Origin of the sequence: Algoriphagus formosus, assembly GCF_002807035.1 — a bacterium.
GTDB lineage: Bacteria > Bacteroidota > Bacteroidia > Cytophagales > Cyclobacteriaceae > Algoriphagus > Algoriphagus formosus.
Genome location: NZ_NIUC01000002.1, coordinates 1,652,002 through 1,674,179, shown reverse-complemented (window position 1 = coordinate 1,674,179; position 22,178 = coordinate 1,652,002). Strand labels below are relative to the sequence as shown.

At 41.8% G+C, this 22,178-nt stretch carries 9 protein-coding genes; all 9 read left to right on the top strand.

Translation table 11 applies throughout. The features are described from left to right. Position 1: 1 nt before the first annotated feature. The 9 genes from CDH51_RS13530 (at position 2) to CDH51_RS13490 (ending at position 22,106) form a co-directional block, all read left to right on the top strand. Entirely contained in the window at positions 2-745 is a 744-nt protein-coding gene (locus tag CDH51_RS13530; protein WP_100629050.1) for a DUF6090 family protein, read from the top strand. Between the two features lie 192 nt (positions 746-937). Next, positions 938-1,399, top strand: a complete 462-nt coding sequence (gene tnpA, locus CDH51_RS13525) for an IS200/IS605 family transposase (RefSeq protein ID WP_100629049.1) — start codon at positions 938-940, stop codon at positions 1,397-1,399. Between the two features lie 1,173 nt (positions 1,400-2,572). Further along, the gene (locus CDH51_RS13520) at positions 2,573-4,363 is read left to right on the top strand and encodes a thiamine pyrophosphate-binding protein (RefSeq protein ID WP_100629048.1); all 1,791 of its coding nucleotides are present in this window, start codon (positions 2,573-2,575) and stop codon (positions 4,361-4,363) included. 26 nt (positions 4,364-4,389) lie between these two features. Beyond that, complete coding sequence (locus tag CDH51_RS13515) at positions 4,390-6,057, top strand: flavin monoamine oxidase family protein (RefSeq protein WP_100629047.1); 1,668 nt, start codon at positions 4,390-4,392, stop codon at positions 6,055-6,057. Between the two features lie 13 nt (positions 6,058-6,070). Next, complete coding sequence (locus CDH51_RS13510) at positions 6,071-7,210, top strand: FIST signal transduction protein (protein ID WP_100629046.1); 1,140 nt, start codon at positions 6,071-6,073, stop codon at positions 7,208-7,210. Positions 7,211-7,277: 67 nt separating this feature from the next. Then, on the top strand, positions 7,278-8,930 hold the full coding sequence (locus tag CDH51_RS13505; RefSeq protein ID WP_100629045.1) for a sensor histidine kinase: 1,653 nt from the start codon (positions 7,278-7,280) through the stop codon (positions 8,928-8,930). A 73-nt stretch (positions 8,931-9,003) separates the two neighbouring features. Then, the gene (locus CDH51_RS13500; protein ID WP_100629044.1) at positions 9,004-12,318 is read left to right on the top strand and encodes a sensor histidine kinase; all 3,315 of its coding nucleotides are present in this window, start codon (positions 9,004-9,006) and stop codon (positions 12,316-12,318) included. Between the two features lie 72 nt (positions 12,319-12,390). Continuing rightward, positions 12,391-16,281, top strand: coding sequence for a sensor histidine kinase (locus CDH51_RS13495; protein WP_100629043.1), 3,891 nt, complete (start codon positions 12,391-12,393; stop codon positions 16,279-16,281). Next, positions 16,278-22,106, top strand: a complete 5,829-nt coding sequence (locus tag CDH51_RS13490) for an ATP-binding protein (RefSeq protein WP_100629042.1) — start codon at positions 16,278-16,280, stop codon at positions 22,104-22,106. Before CDH51_RS13495 ends, CDH51_RS13490 begins: the two co-directional genes overlap by 4 nt. The last annotated feature ends 72 nt before the right edge of the window (positions 22,107-22,178 follow it).

The window sequence follows — 22,178 nt, the reverse complement described above, 5'->3', positions numbered from 1 at the left end:
AATGATCTCTCTTTTTCGCAAAATCCGCCAAAAACTCCTATCTCAAAATCGGGTAACCCGGTACCTTTTGTATGCTGCGGGAGAAATTTTATTAGTAGTGATTGGAATTCTTATTGCCTTAGGGGTAAATAACTTCAATGAAAACCGGCTTGCAGACAATAGAGAAAAACAAGTAGTCATGGCACTACACAATGAATTTGTAGAAAATCTGACCTCACTGAATTTTGAGATTGACCGTATCAAAGTTATGATCGAGACTCAAGAGGTTCTCCTGAGCCTTATGGGGTCTGAAAATCTCCCTACAGATGAAATCTTGGACAGCATGATTAGCAATTCATTTATTAATATGACTTGGAATCCTAGTTCCTATGTCTTGAATGATCTCAAAAACTCCGGCCAGATCTCAAAACTCACCGACTCTCACCTACAATCCTTATTGTTTGGATGGGAAAGGCATTACGAGAATGTAAATGAGTTTACCGAAGATGACCTAAGAAGCAGTTCGGACTTTTTAAATTTTATCAAGCAAAGCGGCTCCCTTCGAAATGCTGATGCACCCTACCTAACTCAAAAGGGTAAAAAATATTCGAAGTCAAAATTTAACTTCAGTAATTCCGAATTACTAAAAAATATTAGGTTCGAGAATGTAGTGGATGATAAATACGTGACTAGTATTTTGCTTCTGCAACAATATGAGGAAACTGTCGGAATAATTGAAGAAATTCTAATTGCCACAGCTTACTGATAGATTTCATTCTTTAGAAACCTGCCTTCCACAAAGTAGAAATCAGGTAATCTGGAATCTATACGCTGATAAAGGTAGAGTAAAATTGATAATGATTGAATTGAATAGTCCCTTTAGGGACCTAATATTGGTAGTACCCAAAAATATTAAGGATTATCCGTGCCTTTAGGTACGTTATATAAATTTTCAACCATGGCCAATACCTACACACAAATTCATATTCAAGTAGTCTTTGCCGTACAGAACCGGATTTCTCTTATTCAAGCACATTGGAAAGAAGAGCTTTACAAATACATTACTGGGATAATTCAAAATCATGAACACAAGGTTTTACAAATCAATGGAATGCCTGACCATATCCATATACTGATAGGATTTAGGCCTACTCAAGCCTTATCTATTTTGATGAAAATGGTAAAAGAAGATTCTTCCAAATGGATTAATTCGAGGCGTCTTGCTAAGGGAAAATTCTCATGGCAATCCGGATACGGAGCTTTTTCCTACTCAAAAGATCAGATACCTCGGGTAACTAAATATATCCAAAACCAGGAAAAGCATCATTCAAAAAAATCTTTTATCGAAGAATATTTAGAGCTTCTGAAGATACATGAGGTAGAATATGATCAGCGTTACATTTTCAAACCCCTCGAATGATTATATTCTGTACCTAACGGCACAGATGATCAACTACACAAAATTTTCTACTACCCATATAAAGTCCCTAAAGGGACAAAATAAAGACATTGATTCTATTATCTCATGCTTACGCAAAATCCGCCAAAAACTACTCATCAGAGATAAAGTGGTTTAATTAGTGAAATGATCATCAGAAAAAATCTATAGGGTTCGAACTACAAAAAACCACTTACTAACACAAAAAATTTACTTTGGAATTTCAGATAAAAAATGAATTCTTTTCGATAGAAGTGTCTTATGGATTTTGTCATGTGTTTATAATTTATCTTTAAGCTGTCTTCTCAAGTAATCTCTCCCTAGGATAGGAAGGCCGTAAGTTTTCCACTATGGATCAGGGCATCTCAGTTTGTGAAGTTTTCGATGTCATTAGTTTCATTTGTTTTACTTTTTTAACAAGCAAAGTCTGAAGCTTAGAAAACTAGATTTTCTTTTTGAAAAATCAACTTAGTTTTAAATTCTTCTGGTGGATTTGACTAACCCAAAAGTGCTCGATTACCTTTCCAAAATCAATCCCTAATCTTGGGGATATTTTATCACCATTTTATCCAAATCAATCTAAAGTATTTCATTTTTTGCTTCGGGAAATTTATAGGCTCGTTAGGGAGTTTTATTAATCCTTTCGTCCCAAATCATTCCCTTCTATACCTCGGGAGAGATAAATTATCAAGATTGAATCTGATAAATCATAAAAGAATAATAGTCAGAATCATGGAGCCAAAAATAACTGAGGGGTAGGGATTGATTAAGCTTCATTAAAAAAGTAATAATTCTAGGGTTTAATCTTACTAATTTCAATTATTTCTTATTGCATTTACAAGGATGATTTGTATTTTAGAAAGAGAAAATAAAAACCAATTTACTTTTCCCAGCAGTAAAATTTTTGGCAAGGTAAGAATCAACTTATCAAACCCATTCCAGAGCTATTTTCTACAGCATTTCTCACAAGGGGATTTTGCTTCGCATTGAATGGATACAGGATCAGACCTCATGAATGGATAGGGTGAAAAGCACTTACCAAATTCACTTTTTCTATCATCAGAGCTTTCAGAGAACAGAAAAACCAGGGATTTATTCCCCCTGTGATTTCTGCTTTCAAAATTTTCAATCTATTAACCTTTTAATATTTATTTTATGTCTACCCCAAAAAACACTTTCGATCCCAATGCAATGAACGTTGGGAAATACCTTGCCTATAGACTCCATCAGCTAGGTGTTGATCAATTATTTTCAGTTCCCGGAGATTATACCAGTGATCTTTTAGAAATCATTGATACCTACAAAACCCCAAAGGGTGATCGGTACCTTCATCGTATCGGTAATTGCAATGAACTCAATGCCGGCTATGCAGCGGATGGCTACTCCCGGGCTAATGGTCTCGGGGCAGTTGCCGTGACCACGGGTGTAGGTTCATTTTCTTTACTCAATGCAATCGGAGGTTCCTTTGTCGAAAGTGTCCCTGTCGTAGCGATTATTGGTACGCTGAGCAACACCAAACTCATGGACGAGATCAATGCCGGCGAACTCTATCATCACAATGTCAGCACCGAAGACACCAATCGCACAGTCTACTCTCCTGTCACAGTAGCATTTGAGCGGATATCAAACCCACTGACGGCACCTTCGCAAATAGATGCTGCCATCATCGCATGTATCAGCAAAAGCAAGCCGGTGGCTATCGAAATCATGGAGGATTGCTACTACATGCCTTGTGCAAATCCCGAGGGAACGCTAAGCCCTGTTCCCAACTATGAGTCATTACCTGTGCTTCAAGGTATGGCTGCGCAATCCACCCCAAATAAGTACGCAGCCCAAATCGTGCAGGCCATCGAAAAAGCAGCCGAGGCTGTCTATGCGAAGATATCAACAGAAAAGCCTATTCTTTGGATAGGAAAGGAAATCGCCACCAGAAAATTACAATCCAAATTTGCTGCTTTGCAACAGGCTATTGGGGCGCCTTATGTCACTTCTTTTTTGGGTAAAGCAGTGGTTTCAGAAGACAACCCTTGGTTTCTGGGAATGCATGACGCTGTATTCACCAATGATTACACCAATTCCTATTTGAAGCAATCCACAGCAATCATTGGATTGGGAGTATGGAATACAGACCTGAATACATTTGGCTCCAAAAGTACTGAGACCGGAAATATTACCCCTGTCTTTGCTTCCCGGGATATGGTAAAAGACGGAGAAAACCTCTTCGTACAGGTCTCTCTAGAGCATGTGATAGATGCCGTCATGGCGCTAATTGAGAAAAACGGATATAAATCTTCTTGGCAGCAGCCAAGCCCTCCGACAATACCAACCATTCCTGCTCCCCAAACCTCAATTACATACGATTCCTTTTTTGCAGTACTCGATCAGCATGTCAATAATAATCACCTGATCGTAGCGGATATCGGTCTTTCATCATTCGGAGGATCCTCCTCCTTGAAAATCAATCGTCAAGATGGATTTCTTGCCCAAAACATCTGGGCATCCATCGGCTGGAGTGTACCGGCAGGTCTGGGAGCTTCCTTTCGAGAAGATGTCAGGACTTTCGTGATCGTAGGAGATGGAGCTTTTAAGTTGACTTGCCAAGCGGTTTCAACCATGGTACAAGAAGGTCGAAACGCGGTAGTTTTTGTGCTGAATAACAAGGTATATGGTGTAGAGCAAATGCTGCTAGACCCTGCCCCTTATAAAACAAGATCCTCGGCTCCCTTCGAAGAGGCAAATATTCTCCAAGAATGGGATTATGTGAGTCTGATGAAGGGTTTCTCAAACAATGCCGGCAATGCCAAAAGTGCTGTAGTCAATACGGTGGGTGACTTGCAATCCACTTTAGAAGATATCAGCTGCGATACAGCCTCCACCTATCTTGTAAGTATCAATCTAGATGAACGGGACTATCCTTTAGCTTGGAAGCTTTTTGTCAATAAATAAATCTCAAACTCTAATTTCTTTTTATCATGAGTACTAAAACAAAAAAAACAAGTCACTCCACTGATGTCCTAATTGTCGGAGCTGGTATGAGCGGACTTTTCGCAGCTTGGCGATTGCTCAAGCAAAAACCGAAATCCAAAGTAATAATCCTTGAGAAAATGGGGCAGGTAGGCGGTCGACTTGAAACCACTTTTGTAGACATCCAAGGTCACGATGGAAAAACATATCAGGTCCACGATGAAGAAGGTGGAATGCGCTTTGTCCCAAGAGGAAAAGGGATGGAACATTTATGGGGACTCATCGATGCAATCAATGAAGAAAACAAGGGTAATCCTGATGGACAACTAAATACGGTAGACTTTGTAATGGGAGATGACAACAACCGGTACTATGTTCGGGGGAAGTCATTCTCTCAAGCTGAAGCCAAAAAAGGTAATCAGGCCATTTGGGCAACCTTATTCAATTTGGCTCCAAACGAGCAAGGCAAAGACCCCTCAGATATCCTGGAAGAGGTGATGAATGATATTCTAAGCCAAAACTGCATCAAGCTTCCTTCCTCACCTGCTGAATGGGCTCACTTCAGAAATAACTGTATCTATAAAAATTTTGAAGGAAAGGCTATTCCAATCAATAAATGGGGCTTTTGGAGTATTCTTCGCAACTACGGACTCACTGAGGAATGTATTGAAATGCTGAGTCATGTAGTTGGATTTATGGGACCATTTCAGGATTATATCAATGCGGGGGAAGGACTTCAGATATTATTCGATTTTCCCAATCCTAAAAATGCCCATTTTCAAACGCTAGAAAAAGGATTTCAATCCCTTCCCAATGCCTTAGCTGCCTCTATCAAGAAGGCAGGTGGAAGCATTCATTTGAACGAAACTGTCAAATCAATCACCAAAACTGAAACAGGCTATACCATTGAGGCTGATCAAACTTACACCGCACCAAAGGTTATCCTTGCCATTCCAAAAAAACCAATGAAGGAATTGGCAAAGTCCTCACCAGTTCTATCTTCCAATGAAAGTTTTATGAATGCAGTCAATAGCGTTCAGAACATGGAACTGACCAAGGTAGGGCTGTATTTCAAGGAGCGATGGTGGCATCAGGCCCAGAAAATCAACCTTACGAATGGGCCAAATTTTACAGACCTTCCGCTAGGCTCTATTTATAGCTTTTCTCAGTTTCCTGCAGACCCGATTGCGGATAAGAATTACAATGGTCCTGCTGCTTTGACTCAATACACAGATTACATCCGAGGAAACTTTTGGAAGGAAATGCAAAATGTAGGTGAAAGCTATCAGTCTAAGGAATTCCATCAGAACCCTCCCGGAACGACTGCCTGCTCCACTACCTTGGTCAATGAAATCATGCGGCAAATCAAATTACTATTCGGTCTGGATGAGGACGCCTCTGTACCTATGCCGGTATTGACCACCTATCGGGTTTGGGGTCAGGCACCTTATGGCTTTGGCTATCATCAGTACAAGCTCAATGTCGATGATCTCAAAGACGTCTACCCTAATATTACCTCTCCTGCTGAAAACTTATTTGTATGTAATGAATCCTGGTCACCTGAGCAAGGCTGGGTAGAAGGTGCACTAATTATGAGTGATTACGTCCTTCAACAGGAAGCTTTCGGACTGAAACCTTTTGCAAAGGATTCTTTCGCCACTTCAGTCAAATCATAAACTCTTCTTTACCATGCAAGCAAAAACAATCAAAGGAAATTCAACGGCCGAAATCAGCAAGGTACTTGAATCCTCGCTTTCAGATGGGTTTAAGCCCACCCTAGCTATCGTATTCCTGTCAATTAAACAGGACAGGGAAGCCATTTGCAAATTACTGGAGCAAAACGACATCAGCATTTTCGGCGCGACCACCGCAGGAGAATTTATAGACGGAGAAATTGGTGAGGAGTCCATCGTGATCATGCTTTTGGATATCAAGAAAGAATATTTTCAATGTGTCCACTTCGAGACAGGAGATGAAAATATTCTAGATGTAGCCAGAAAAACCGGAGAATTGGGTTTGAACACCTTTAAAAATCCGGCTTTCATCATTGCTTCAGGAGGGATCAGCACAGATGGGGAAATGATCATCAAAGGTATTGAAGAAGCTGTCGGTCCAGAGGTCACCATCTTTGGTGGAATGGCCGGAGATGATTTCACCATGACTGGGACCTATGCATTTACTAATGGCCATTACAACATCACCGGAATCGTAGCGCTGATTCTCGATGAGGATAAAATATCCATTGCAGGTTTGGCGACCAGCGGATGGCAACCTGTAGGGACCGTACGAACGATTACCAAAAGTGAAGGAAATACGGTTTACACCATCGATGATGAACCTGCACTCGATGTAGTCATCAAGTACATGGGAGTCAATAAAAACATCGATGAATGGAAAGAGGTCATCGTCAATGTAGGTTCAGAATTCCCGATGCAAATCCAACGAGAAGGAACAGAGCCTGTAATTAGAGCCCCGCTATTTGCGAATAAAAATGATCGCTCATTAGTATGCGCAGGAAGTGTCCCACAAGGCTCCAAAATCCGCTTTTCTCTCGCTCCTGATTTTAATGTCATCGAGAAAGTAGTGGAAGAATGCGAGACTGTGAAAAAAAATGAACTTCCGAAGGCTGATGCCTTGATTATGTTTTCGTGCAAGGCTAGACACCTTTCTCTTGGCCCAATGGTCAGCGACGAAATTGACCAAGTAAAAAATGTCTGGGACGCTCCATTAGCGGGATTTTTCAGCTACGGGGAGATGGGTAAGTCAACCAAGGGCAAACACGAATTTCATAACAATACCTGTTCGCTTGTCGCATTATCAGAAAAATAACTTTACCCAGAGGGAAAAAGAGGTTACTCCCTTCCAGGACTGCCTCTTTTTTCTCTAGTATCATTTTATGAATAAAAATATTCAGACAATTCTGGACTTGATCTCCAAGTCAGAAAAGCTCACCGAAGAAGAAAAGGAGCAATTGAGCCGTTCGGCCAAGGGCATCGAAAGGGATTTGAGCATTGTAGAGTTTAAGCTTGATCGCTCAGAAAAGATGCGAAGGACTACCTCTATACTTTTAGAGGAAACTATCGAAGAACTGGATAAAAAAAGGCAAGCTGTAGAAGAGCTTGCCTTGATCTCTTCCAGGCAGGCATCTCTAGAGCGAATCAGGGCTGAGATTGCATCAATGCGCAAGGCAGAAGATTTGGAAGAAATCTCACCCCTTATCTGGCAAGAATTGTCCAAACTTCAAGTCCCCTATATTCGGTGCGGAATCTTCATAGTGGAAGAAGAAAATGACTTAATGCATGTCTTTCTAAACACCCAAAATCAACAATCCATTGCTGCATTACATATTCCTTTTGAAGCGACAAAACTCACGCAGACTGTTCATTTCTATTGGAAAAAGCAAAATCGGCATCTGGAAAAGTGGAGCGAAAATGATTTCCGAAATTGGGTCGAGAGCTTAAGCAAGAAAGGGTTTATTTCTTCCCAAGAAGAATATGTAGGCGGATCCATTCCCGAGCAACTTATTTTACAGTTTTTCCCATTCAAGCAGGGGATGCTTTACATCGGAAATTCGGAGCCTCTTACCACTGAAAATGAAGAACTATGCCAAACGCTGGCAGGCAATTTTTCGGTAGCATATGATCGCTACGAGGATTTCACAAAGCTGGAGATTGCCAAGAAAAATGTAGAAATCGCACTGAAGGACCTTCGCACTACCCAAGATCAATTGGTCCAACAAGAAAAACTTGCTTCTCTTGGTCAGCTCACTGCTGGCATAGCTCATGAGATCAAAAACCCCCTGAATTTTGTCAATAATTTTTCTGATCTCAGCATCGAAATGGTCACTGAGGTTTTGGAAGAGGTCAGTGAAGCGAAAGTTTACAGCAGCAGTCCTCAATTGAAAGAGCGGTTTGAGGAAATGACTGATCTCCTTCATACCATCGAAATCAACCTGAAAAAAATCCATGAGCATGGCACTAGAGCCAATGATATTGTGACTTCGATGCTTCAGCACTCGAGAGGTGGATCTGGCGAAACCAAAGAAGTTGATTTGAATGAATTGCTAGCTGAATTTTCAAACCTAGCCTACCACGGGATGCGAGCTGGAAAAGACCCCATTAATCTTGACTTGAACCTTGATTTGGCACCAAATCTACCTATGGTATCGCTTATCAAAGAAGACTTCTCCCGGGTCATAATTAATCTCTGCACCAATGCCTTTGATGCCTTAAGAGTTAAGGCACAGAAGCAGATTTCTGACTATAAGCCTAGCTTAACCATCAGGACGCGTTCCGAGGATAAAGCCGTTTACCTAGAAATAGAAGACAACGGTCCTGGAATACCGGAAGAAATCTTAGACAAGATACTCCAGCCCTTTTTTACCACGAAAAAAGGTACAGAAGGAACTGGTTTGGGCCTAAGTATTTCACATGACATTATAAAGGCCCACCGGGGACAACTTGATATCGAGACCCTTGAAGGAAAAGGTACCAAATTCATTATATCGCTACCTATCAATCTATCAGCAAATCAGCTTCACATGACATAAGTATCAGTTCCAGGAAACAGGTTCTGCGCGAGTCTATCTGAGCCTTTTCCATCTTACTAAAATCTTGAGCATCATGAAACATCCAGACAAATCCTTTTTTTTCTTTAGGTCTATTAGCTTTTCTATTGTTGTACTACTTTTCAGCCTGGCCAGCTTTCAATTACAAGCTCAGATCAATGCTTCTCAAGGAGTTCCTAGCTACACCAACTATGTGATTGGGGGCAACTCTTTGGCTGGTCAGCAGGTTTGGAATGTAAATCAAAACAAGGATGACTTTCTTTTTGTGGGCACTAGCTCAGGATTGCAAAAATTTGATGGGAAAAATTGGAATCTTCTAGCTTCTCCAAGCACAGAATTCAACACCAATGTACGATCCACTTTACTCGCCTCTGATAACACTTTTTACTACGGTTCCTTAGGAGATTTTGGGATTGTTACGTCAGATTCCACAGGCAAAACGATTGAAAAATCCCTGTTGGATGGCTTTCCCTCAGATTTCATCTTCAATGATATCTGGTCTATCAGAGAAAGTAAAGGAAAAATCTACTTCCAAGCGAGAGAAGCCATATTCATCTATACACCGGCAACAGCGGATCAATCAGGAAACCTCAAAATATGGAAGCCAGATACCGAGTTCATGTATGGTTTTAGCCTCAATGGGGAGTACTATGCACATCAAATGAACCTAGGTCTTTTCAAAGAAAAGGCTGGCGTTTTGGAATTGATCCGGGGTAGTGAGTTTCTTGGAAAAGACCGAGTTCAAGTTCTTTTACCTTATGAAGAAGGGGAATTTATTGTAGGCGCATTTTCAGGTGGTCTTTTTCGATACGATGGGGATACATTCAGCCCCTTCTCTACTGAAATTGATCCCTACCTAAAAGATGGGACTTTGTATAAAGCACTACCACTTCCTGACAGCACCTATGCAATCAGTGCCTTGGGTTATGGATTTTTCATAATCGATCGAAAAGGCGCTATCAAAGCCCACTTTAATACTAAAAATTCTATTCCAGATCAAAGCGTCTATGCCTTCCATCTAGATAATACCAACAATCTATGGGTAGGGACCAATAGCGGGCTTTCCAAAATCGAAATATTCTCTCCCCTTACCCGATTTGATTCCGATACCTATGAAATAGGCAATGCCCTTTCACTCTCTGCTTTCGACAATACCCTTTACATCGGCACTTCTACCAGTGTATTATACATTGACAAGTCCGACGGTATTGTCAAAGAAGTAGATGGGACACCCAATACTCAGGTTTTTGATCTGTATGCTGATACGAATGGGATTTTGAGTACAGGTGTGGGTGTATATGAAATAAGAGGTGATCAAGCCAAAATCATTCCCCAAACTGAAAGCTTTCAAACCTTGAAATTATTGGTATCTAAGATGCATCCGGGCTATGTTTTCATCAGTGGAAATTTTGGCATTCAGGTTTTTCGAAGGGAATTGGGGAGCAACGGAAAATATCAATACGAAGACATTGGTCCAATTATAGGCGTTTCTCGAGCGGTTTATTCCTTGGCAGAAAACGAGGAAGGAGAGCTGTGGGGTGGAACCCAAGCAGGAATTTTGTACCGGATTAGTTTACCAAAAACAGCCTCCGGAAAATTGGATATTCCTAATTCTCGGGTACAGGAGTTTAGCGAAAATGATGGAATAAGAGGGCTATCCGGCCTGGCAGAAGGACCCATCGAAGGAAAAGTATACACTTCAGGCATCGATGGTTTTTACTTTTTCAATACATCTACTCAAAGCTTTGAGCGGGACCCTTTATTTAGCTTTTCCGATGAAGTAGCAGATATCAATTTGGACACCTATGGCCTAGGGGTTGGAGAGACGGGGAATGTTTATTTGGACTTCAAGGGAGAAAAAAGATACGCCATAAAACAGCCTGAAGGAGGATTTATTCTGGAAACTTATCCGGTGAATCTAATAACAGCGAGTGGAGTGGCCTCGGGATATACCGAACCCAATGGGGTCATATGGATAGGAACTGATGAGGGTTTGATCAGGATAGATCCCAATAAACAATACAAGACTGACTACCCGGTACCTCTGTTTTTCACTGCCATTTACGGGGCAGAGGAGGCTCTACCTATTTCAGAATTTTTAGATGGTAAGTCACCCGAAATCCCTTTCCAAGGCAATCAGATTTCTTTTGATTATGCCGCGCCTTTCTTTGTGAGAGAAAACAAAATTCAGTTTCAATCCTATCTAGAAGGCTATGATGAAGATTGGGAAGAGTGGAATGATAAAGTGACTCGTGAGTTTTCAAACCTTCCCTACGGGGACTATACCTTCCGAGTCCGGGCAAAAAACACATTTAACACGGAATCCGAGGAGATAGCATACTCTTTCACTATCCTTCCTCCATGGTATGCCACTTGGTGGGCCTTTATCATCTACTTTCTAGGATTTGCCTTGTTGGTTTACGGATTGGTCAAAATACAGACTAATCGGGTTTTAGCCCGGGAAAAAGAGAAAAATAGGGAAAAAGAACTTGCCCATGCACGAGAAATAGAAAAGGCTTACGAGGAATTAAAAGCAACCCAAACCCAACTTGTTCACTCTGAGAAAATGGCTTCTCTCGGTGAGCTCACTGCGGGCATTGCCCATGAAATTCAAAACCCGCTAAACTTCGTCAATAATTTCTCAGAGGTCAGCGAAGAGTTGATTGATGAAATGCATGAAGAGTTGGATAATGGAAACATAGAAGATGCCAAGGAAATCAGTAAAGATTTAAAGGAAAATCTCACCAAAATCAAGCATCACGGCAAGCGGGCTGACTCGATAGTCAAGGGAATGCTCGAACATAGTCGGGGTAGCTCATCAGAGAAAAAGCCTACCAACCTCAATGCACTCGCGGATGAATTTATTCGCCTAAGCTATCATGGACTGAGAGCGAAGGATAAGAGTTTTTCAGCTGACTTTGAAACAGACTTGGATTCAAATATCCCTCGGGTAAAGGTAGTTTCTCAAGACATAGGGAGAGTATTTCTCAATCTGATTAATAATGCCTTCTATGCCTGTGCTGAGCGGAGTCGAAGCACCAGTGCTGAGCGAAAAAAATCTGTGATTCCCGGAGATGAACAAAATGCCGACTCTTACAAGCCTAAAGTATCCGTGCAATCCCGATTGGTAGATTTAGGCGGTATCGGTGGAGTGGAGATTTGTGTCAAAGACAATGGTGGAGGAATTCCTAAATCCATCATTGATAAAATCTTCCAGCCCTTCTTTACAACCAAGCCTACAGGTAGTGGAACTGGATTGGGCTTAAGCTTAAGCTATGATATCATCAAGGCACATGGTGGTGACCTTCGGGTGAAAAGTATAGAAGGTGAAGGGACCGAAATGATCATTTATTTACCTATTGAAGAATAGTGCTATTACACTATTCAATACTTCAAAAATCAAAAAAACGACAGTAATCACCATCCAAGTTTACCAAACACTATGAAACTTTTCTTTTCTAAATCGATCCTAATTTTTCTGCTACTTCTCACTTTCCTTTGGGTAAACTCCGCAGAAATACGGGCTCAAGAAATCAGCTTAGAAACGATTTCTATATCTAATGGTCTGGCTTCTCCAAATGTGAGAGCACTTATTCAAGATGATTATGGGCTTATTTGGTTGGGCACCGCAAATGGTATTCAAAGTTATGATGGTTTTACCTGGAAGACCTACCGAAATATAATTGGAGATACTACTAGCTTACAACAGAATACTGTAACCGATATTGCTAAGGATTCTCTTCAAAACCTTTGGATAGGAAATGAATTAGGTGCGACATACTACGATCGTGCAAAGAACATTTTCAAGAATTACAATTTTGACTCAATATTTCAAACAGCTGGTCTTGGCCGAACACCTAGTGTGCTGGTAGATTCAGATGGAAGGGTCTGGGCAGGAACTTTAGGTTTTGGCATATTACGGTTTGACCCAGAAAAAGACACATGGGTAATGGCTCCTTATACCCAGATTAACGGTAGAGAAGCAGTACATAGTGAATTTGCAAGACTCGTCTATGAGGACAGAATCGGTGGAATTTGGGGTGCTTCTACTGAGCACGGTCTATTACATTTGGCAAAAGGATCAGAATTGTTCGTCCCAATAAAATTTCCTGAAGGAAATGAGTTCAACTCCCTTGAAAATTTAATAACCGCATTTTATTCTGACCAAGATGGTATCCTTTGGTTTACCAGCAGAAAAGGAATATACAAATACAACCCAGCCACCAATGATCTCAAAACTATCGTTGAATATGACTACCTAAACGGAGATGTAAGCACATTTTTCAACTCCATCAAGGAGGATTATGAGGGAAATATCTGGATCATGAATAACATGAGAGGTGTCTATAAATTTAAAGGGAATACTGATCAATATGAAGAAGTAATCATCCCTGGAAATAGGAGGGTAAATTCAGGAGGCTGGACCATAAGGTTCACCCAATTGATAATGGATCGGAGTGGGATCTTCTGGTTTGGATCTCTAACCGACGGGCTATTTAAATACGACCCATTAAGCCAACCGTTTAAATTTTACACACATGACCCACAAAACAACAAGACTATAAGTTCTGGCGGCGCATTTGGTTTGTATGCTTCCAAAATCAACCCAGGTAAGGTTTTTATGGGTACTCGAGGAAATGGGATCAATGTACTTAATGAATCGGACGGCTCTATTCAAAAGGTTGCCTTTAATTCTGCCAATGACATGTTTGGAGGCTCAGCAAGAGCTATTTATGAGCAGGCGGATGGCACACTTTGGATAGGTACCTGGGGAGATGGTCTCATCAAAATGGACCAAAACTATAATGAAATCAAACGGTATAAGCGAGATGCCTTGAGCCAGGAAAAGGGTTTACCCAACGATCAGGTTAGGGTAATTCGGGAAGACAAAACCGGGAAAATATGGGTGGGGACTAATGGAGGACTAACCGTCTTCGACCCCAAGACAGAATCATTTGACGAAATAGTGAGTCAATACGCACAAACCTACTCAGATGAAATTATTTCCCAAATAAAAACCTGGCTTGTGGAGGACAAAGAAATTGCGAGTATTGAACGAGTGGGACAAAGCGAAGAGTTAACCCAAGGTTTCGAAATCGCCGAAAGGGGAACCTACTTTTTGGTGACAGTTGGTGAGGGTGATCCTGCAAGTATGGCTGATTATGGTTGGCTTCAAAACTCCACCGGTGAAACCGTCGTGGGAATAGAATCTATTGATGATACTTTCTGGGCTGGAGGGAGCCCCAAAAACCGACTGCAAATCACACAAATCGAATTAAACCCCGGCACTTACTCCCTACGCTACTCCTCAGACGACAGTCACCACTATAACGATTTTAATGCAGCTGAACCGGACCTACTTCCCCTATATGGCATCGCCATCTTCAAGCAAGAGGCAGATATCCGAAGCGAATCCACAGTGGTCAATGTAAATGAACAAAATGCCGAAATAATCATTCAAGATTCCAATATCTCTGACATCGAGATGGGTGAAAAATACATTTGGGTTGCAAGTATCAATGCCGGAGTGACTCGGATAGATCCAGCCACCAATTCCACAAAATACTACACCAGTGACCCCTCAGATCCCTCCACTTTGAGTGATAAGCAAGTCTTTGATGTATTAGAAAAAGATGGACAACTATGGATGGCGACCTATGGAGGCATCAATATCTTAGATATCGAAGCTGATGAATTAAGCTATTTCACGGAACAAGATGGGCTGCCAACCAATTTCATCGAGACTGTTTTACCAGGAGAAAATGGTGAAATGTGGTTTTCCACGCAAAATGGTTTAATTCAAATGATGCAAAATGAAGCATTGGACAAGGTTACTTTTATCAATTACAACGAAGATGATGGCATAGGTGGAGAATCCTTTCTCTCTCTGGCGGCAGATAAAACTCCTGATGGGAATTTCTATTTTGGAGGAGATCATGGCCTGACCACCTTTTCTACGATTACTTCAAATAAAGTCCCTCCTTCGGTCATTTTTTCAAATCTCTTGATCTCCAATCAATCTGTCTATGATATGAAAGAAAACTCTCCTTTGGAAGTCGATTTATTGGCAACCAAGGAGGTTAAGCTTAAACATGATCAAAATGACTTGAGCTTTGAATTTGCAGCATTACACTATGCCAATCCTTCTAAAAACCAATATGCCCATATGATGGAAGGCTTGGATCAAGACTGGATTTATGACAACCGGAACTTTGCAGCCTATACCAATCTTGAGCCTGGGACTTATACCTTCAAAGTAATCGCTTCCAATGCTTATGGGGTGTGGAATGAAGTCCCGAAATCCATAATTGTGACCATTCTTCCTCCATGGTGGAAGACTTGGTGGGCCTATTCATTCTATGCCCTTCTTTTGGTAATGATAGGTTTTGTTTCCTATTCCGGCTTGAAACGAAGAATTCGAATGAAAGAAAGGGCCCAAAGTCTTGAGCGGGAGGTAGCCCAGGCAAAAGAGATCGAAAAAGCCTATACAGAACTAAAAGCAACACAGTCTCAACTTATTCAAGCCGAAAAAATGGCTTCTCTCGGTGAGCTCACTGCGGGCATTGCGCATGAAATTCAAAACCCGCTAAACTTCGTCAATAATTTCTCAGAGGTCAGTGAAGAGTTGATTGATGAAATGCATGAAGAGTTGGATAATGGAAACATAGAAGATGCCAAGGAAATCAGTAAAGATTTAAAGGAAAATCTCACCAAAATCAAGCATCACGGCAAGCGGGCTGACTCGATAGTCAAGGGAATGCTCGAACATAGCCGAGGTAGCTCATCAGATAAAAAACCTACCAACCTCAATGCACTCGCGGATGAATTTCTTCGCCTAAGCTATCATGGACTGAGAGCAAAGGATAAAAGTTTTTCAGCTGACTTTGAAACAGACTTGGATTCAAATATCCCTCGGGTAAAGGCAGTTTCTCAAGACATAGGAAGAGTATTTCTCAATCTGATAAATAATGCCTTCTATGCCTGTGCTGAGCGAAAAAAATCTGTGATTCCCGGCGATGAACAAAATGCCGACTCTTACAAGCCTAAGGTATCCGTGCAATCCCGCTTGGTAGATTTAGGCGGTATCGGTGGAGTGGAGATTTGTGTCAAAGACAATGGTGGAGGAATTCCTAAATCCATCATTGATAAAATCTTCCAGCCCTTCTTTACAACCAAGCCTACAGGTAGTGGAACTGGATTGGGCTTAAGCTTAAGCTATGATATCATCAAGGCACATGGTGGTGACCTTCGAGTGAAAAGTATAGAAGGTGAAGGGACCGAAATGATCATTTATTTACCGATTGATTCAGATTTTAAGTCGGGTTCAAAATGAGGAAAGAAAAAGAGCAATCGCTTAACCAAGCCTATCAAGAATTTATCGAAATCGGATTGAATATTCGACCGATTATTGATGAGTTGAAGCACTTGATTGATCCAAAAATCATGGGTTTTGGTACAACAGAGGACGAGCGAATTTTTTCCCGTCAGGAATTTATTGACCTGATCAAAAGACAAGAGGAGCAGGCAGTTGGAATAAAATTAGAACATGAAGTAAAGCCCATACATCGAAGAGTCCTGAGCGGTGAAAATTCCGCAATCTATGTCGATGACTTGATTATGAGAATCACAACTGATTCAGGTCAATTCGAAATGAAAATGCGCTTTTCCATGATCTTGGAGTACCAAGAAAAAAAATGGATAGTGGTCCATTGGCATGGGTCTAAACCAGAAGAGGTCAAAAGCGAAGAGGACACCTGGGGAATAGACATTTGGAAGAAAAAGACAGAAGAGCTTGAGCAGATTGTCTCAGAAAAAACCGCTGACTTGGTCGAAAAAAACCGAGAATTGGAGATCGAAGCTGCATTAGAAAGGGTAAGAGCTGTCGCAATGGGGATGAAAAAGCCCGAAGATATGCTTTCCATTTGCCGCATTATTTCTGAACAGTTGCAGAATTTTGGAGTCACACAAATCCGTAATATCCAAACAGCGATTATTGATGAGGAGAAAGGAATCTATCTCTGCTACCAATATTTTACACCTTATGACCAGGAGGCAGTAGAACGAACAGAGTATCTCAAAAGTCCTGTGGAGCATGGTATGGTCAGGCAGATGCTGGCATCAAAGGATGGGCATTTTACCGGAACGCTTGCAGGAAAGGAATTGGATGAATTTAGGGAGCATCGTAAAGCTGAGGATCATTTCTCAGACCCACTTTTGGACGGATCTGACGAAATCAGCTACTGTTTTCTTTCTATTGGTGAAGGTGGGCTCGGACTGACAATTTATCAATCCTTAGATAAGCAAACCCTTGTCTTATTCAAGCGATTCCATCAGGTCTTTTCCTTGGCCTATCAGCGATTCAGGGATATCCAAAAAGCCGAAGCCCGAGCTAGGGAAGTTGAAATCGATCTTGCTCTGGAACGGGTAAGAGCGCAGACCATGGCTATGCACAGTAGCGAGGATGTTGGGAAAAGTGTGGTGAAGATGTTTGCCGAACTAACTGCCTTGGGCGTGGATGAAGGCACTCGCTTCGGTATCGGTATTCTCAACCATGAAAACGAAAAAAATCAGCTCTGGACCGCTCGAAAACATGGAGATGAAGTCAAAATGCATATCGGTAATATCGATATGGCTTCTCACCCATTACTTAAAAGTGCCCGGGAAGCATGGAAAGCGCAAATCTCTTTTCATAAGTATGTCTTGGAAGGAGATGATTTACTAGCCTACTACCGGATGCTCAATACTGCACCTGACTATAAGATTCAGATACCGATTGAGAAATTACCCCAAAAAGAGATCCAACACTGCTTCATCTTCGAGCATGGATTTTTTTATGCCTTTACCCCCCATGAATTTGATTCTGAGCTCATCCAAATCACCAAACGTTTCTCTACCCTTTTTGAACAGACCTACCGAAGGTATCTGGATCTGGTAACAGCCGAAGCACAGGCAAGGGAAGCTAAGATTGAGGCGGCTTTGGAAAAAGTGCGCTCTCGTTCACTGGCCATGCACAACAGCATTGAGCTGAATGAAGTCATTCAGGTAGTGTATGATCAATTATTGGAATTAAATCTCGATGTAGACCATGCTGGATTTATTATAGACTACAAAGACCGAGAGGATATGCATATCTGGCTGGCAGATCATCAGCAAGGCGTACCATCTGAAATCACCATTCCTTATTTTGATTCCCCTCATTGGAATAGCTTCCTAGAGGCTAAAGCAAAAGGCGACCATTTTTTTGCCAACCTGCTACCCTTTGAAGTCAAAAACAAATTCTATCAGGATCTCTTCCAGTACATTCCTGAAATGACCAAAGAAGCCCAGAAAGTCATTCTCAGTAAACCAGCCCTTGCCATCTCCACAGTATTGTTGGACAATGTGGGATTGTACATAGAGCATTACTCCGAAAAGCCATTCAAAACAGAGGAAAACGAAATCCTGATGCGCTTTGGAAAAGTATTTCAACAAACTTACACCCGATTCCTGGATCTCAAGAAAGCCGAAGCACAGGCAAGGGAGTCAGATATACAACTGGCCCTTGAAAGAGTAAGAGCCAGGACCATGGCCATGCAGCATTCCGATGAATTGACTGAAGCTTCTGAAGTATTGGATCAGCAAGTCAGAGCCTTGGGAATAGATACTTGGGGCTGTGCATTCCATATCTATGCCGATGATCCAGAAGGGGACTATGAATGGTTTAGCAGCAAAGCTGGAACCCTTCCATTTTATAAAACTCCAAGAGAGAATTTCTTTCTTAAGTTTTATGAAAAGGGAAAAGCAGGAGAAACTTTTCATGTAGAGGAATTTCTGGGAGAAGCCTGCAAGGATCATTATGAGTACATCATGACCATTCCGGTGATGGGTGATGCCTTACGGGAAGTAGTGGCATCAGGAGGTTCTTTACCCGAGTCACAATATGACCATATTGCATTTTTCAAGCATGGCTTCCTTCTTTTCATTACCTACCAACCGGTACCGGAGGCCCATGATGTTTTTCAGAGGTTTTCAAAGGTATTCGAGCAAACCTACACCCGCTTCCTCGACCTTCAAAAAGCCGAAGCCCAAGCTAGAGAAGCGCAAATACAACTGGCATTAGAAAGAGTTAGGGCTAAAACTATGGCAATGAAATCTCAGTCAGACTTACTTGGTATCATTGAAGTGTTCGGCCAACAACTTAGTGAGGTAAATGTGAGGTTTACAGATGTGACTTTTATTGAAGGTCCGATCACAAAAAATAGAGATTGGGAATTGTGGAGCTATATTCCAGGTACCAACAACTTCACTCACAAAGTCAATATTCCCTACTTGGACATTTCCTACTTCACCAAAACGGCTGAATCTGTTGAGGATTATGAAAAGACGGGTAAGTCCATACAAACAAAATTTTTTACAAAAGAAGAGAAAGACGAGTTTCTAGATCACTATTGGAAATATGCACCTGGAGTTCCGGAAAAGGTCAAGGACTTGGTATATGCAAATCCCGGTTCGACCATTGTCGATGCATTTTTGGAAAACGTAACTGTTTCAATTGTTCGTTGGGATTTAGAACCCTTTACAGAGGAGGATCTCTCAATTTTTGAGCGCTTTGCAAAAGAATTTAAGCAGACCTATACCCGCTACCTAGATATCAAAAAAGCCGAAGCACAGGCCCGAGAAGCAAAAATTGAAGTGGCTCTTGAGAAGGTCCGATCAAGAACCATGGGCATGCAAAAGGCCGAGGAACTTGGAGATGTAGCGACTCTTTTATTTAATGAGCTGAATACGCTGGTTGATAATTTATGGACCTGCGGCTTTGTCCTTTGTGAAAAAGATCGTCAAGAAGACGAGTGGTGGCTGAGCGCGGATAATGGATTGATCGACCCCTTTTTCCTTCCAAACATCGGAGACTATGCACACGAGAGCCTCTATGAAGGTTGGAAAAAAGGAGAAAGCTATCGAACCGTCACATTAGAAGGACCACAACTCCAGGAGCATTACGATTGGTTGTTACAAATCCCGATCGCTGCTCAAATTTTTGAGGAAATGGAGGGGTCCGGTATTCCCCGTCCTACCTGGCAGCGATTGCATGCCGCATATTTCAAGACAGGCTACCTAGTTATCATCACGGAGGTTCCTTGCGGGGAGGAAGATATCTTTAAGCGCTTTGCCCAGGTTTTTGACCTGACCTATACCCGATTTTTGGATCTTAAAAAAGCAGAAAATCAGGCTCGGGAAGCTCAAATTGAAGCTGCATTGGAAAAAGTCCGCTCCCGCTCCTTAGCTATGCAAGATCCGGAGGAATTGACCGAAGTAGCACAGTTGCTTCGCGAAGAAATGGGTATTCTCGGAGTAGAAGAATTAGAAACCAGCTCCATTTACATCCATGAAGAATCGAATGGCTTGACTCAATGTTGGTTCACAATAAAAAATAGTCATATCCCCGCACGAAGCGTTTCCGATCAAATGGTCCTTGATCTGCAGGATACTTGGGTAGGAAATCAAATGTTGAGGTTCTATCGATCTAAAGAGAAAAAAACCTCCATTCTAATGAAGGGCGAACAGCGAGTAGAATGGATCCGATACTGTGAAAGCAAATCTGAGCTACTTGGAAAAAGTAAATTCTATGGAGAAACTATCCCCGAACGGACCTATCACCTTTATAAGTTTTCAGATGGATTCTTAGGCGCGGCATCTTCAGGCCCCATCTCAGCAGAGAGTTGGGATTTGATGCGAAGAGCCACAGCGGTTTTTTCATTCGCTTTCACCCGTTTCTTGGATTTGCAGAGAGCCCAGGCTAGCGCCAAAGAAGCTCGGAGACAAGCCTCATTGGATCGAGTTCGCGCGGATATTTCCTCTATGAGGACAGCTGCAGATCTGGATAAAATCACGCCACTTTTATTCAAAGAGCTCACCACTTTAGACATTCCATTTATCCGCTGCGGAGTATTCATCATCAATGAAAAAGCAAAAATCGTAGAGGCATACCTCTCTTCGCCTGAGGGGAAATCTTTGGGAGTTTTGCACCTTCCCTTTGATGCGAGCGAGCTCACCTTCCAAACGGTGGAAGCCTGGCGAAAAGGAGAGGTTTATAGACAGCATTGGGATAAGGAAGACTTTCTCAACTGGATTCAACAAATCATGGAAAAGGATCTGATCCAAGATGAAAAAACCTATCAGGGCACGGCCGCTCCTCCAAAATCCCTAAATCTTCACTTTGTACCATTTACCCAGGGGATGCTATATGTAGGTTCTACAGAACCACTTTCTGAAGATGAAATTGACTTGATCAGATCACTATCCGAAGCCTTTGCGATTGCCTATTCCAGATATGAAGACTTTGTCAAACTAGAGAAAGCCAAGGCGGAGATCGAGTCGGCAATGTCTGAACTTAAAGCTACCCAAACCCAACTCGTCCAACAGGAAAAACTCGCCTCACTGGGACAACTCACCGCCGGCATCGCTCATGAGATCAAGAATCCTCTCAATTTTGTGAATAATTTCTCCGAAGTCAGCAACGAACTGATTGATGAAGCTTTTGAAGAGTTGGAAAAGTTAGTGGATTCGGAGGAGAAGGAAGAGATCATCGCCATTCTGGAAGATGTGAAAGGAAATCTTTCCAAGGTACAGGAACATGGAAAGCGAGCTAACGGAATCGTGACTTCCATGCTTCAGCATTCCCGAGGGGGAGACGGAAAAATAGAACCCACTGACCTCAATGCTTTGCTGAAGGAATACGTGAATTTAAGTTTTCATGGTATGCGTGCCGGTAAAAACCCCATCAATGTCGATATCGATCTTCAGCTTGAGGATGGAATTGGTAAGGTCAACCTGATTTCGGAGGACTTCTCTCGGGTCATTGTAAATCTCTGCAACAATGCCTTTGATGCCATGAGGCAGAAGAGGGTAGAAGTTCCTGACTCCTACCAACCCAAACTCACTGTGCGGACCAAATCTGAAAAAAATCAAGTCTTTATTGAGGTAGAAGACAATGGCCCTGGCATTCCAGATGAAATTAAAGATAAGATCCTCCAGCCCTTCTTTACCACCAAAAAAGGAACAGAGGGTACCGGTTTAGGGCTCAGTATCACTAATGACATTATAAAGGCGCATGGGGGAAGCTTAGAAGTCGAAAGCAATCAGGATGGAAGCAAGTTTGTGATTTCACTACCTCAATAATTGCCCGAATGAGCTACTGGATGCTTTACCCTGAAGGCGATGCTTTAAAAGTCAAGTTTGAAGAATTATAAG

Bases quoted from the DNA above. Each gene is read 5' to 3' on its own strand.
- CDH51_RS13505 (WP_100629045.1), top strand. From the start codon at position 7,278: ATGAATAAAAATATTCAGACAATTCTGGACTTGATCTCCAAGTCAGAA.
- CDH51_RS13500 (WP_100629044.1), top strand. From the start codon at position 9,004: ATGAAACATCCAGACAAATCCTTTTTTTTCTTTAGGTCTATTAGCTTT.
- CDH51_RS13530 (WP_100629050.1), top strand. From the start codon at position 2: ATGATCTCTCTTTTTCGCAAAATCCGCCAAAAACTCCTATCTCAAAAT.
- CDH51_RS13490 (WP_100629042.1), top strand. From the start codon at position 16,278: ATGAGGAAAGAAAAAGAGCAATCGCTTAACCAAGCCTATCAAGAATTT.
- CDH51_RS13515 (WP_100629047.1), top strand. From the start codon at position 4,390: ATGAGTACTAAAACAAAAAAAACAAGTCACTCCACTGATGTCCTAATT.
- tnpA (WP_100629049.1), top strand. From the start codon at position 938: ATGGCCAATACCTACACACAAATTCATATTCAAGTAGTCTTTGCCGTA.
- CDH51_RS13495 (WP_100629043.1), top strand. From the start codon at position 12,391: ATGAAACTTTTCTTTTCTAAATCGATCCTAATTTTTCTGCTACTTCTC.
- CDH51_RS13520 (WP_100629048.1), top strand. From the start codon at position 2,573: ATGTCTACCCCAAAAAACACTTTCGATCCCAATGCAATGAACGTTGGG.
- CDH51_RS13510 (WP_100629046.1), top strand. From the start codon at position 6,071: ATGCAAGCAAAAACAATCAAAGGAAATTCAACGGCCGAAATCAGCAAG.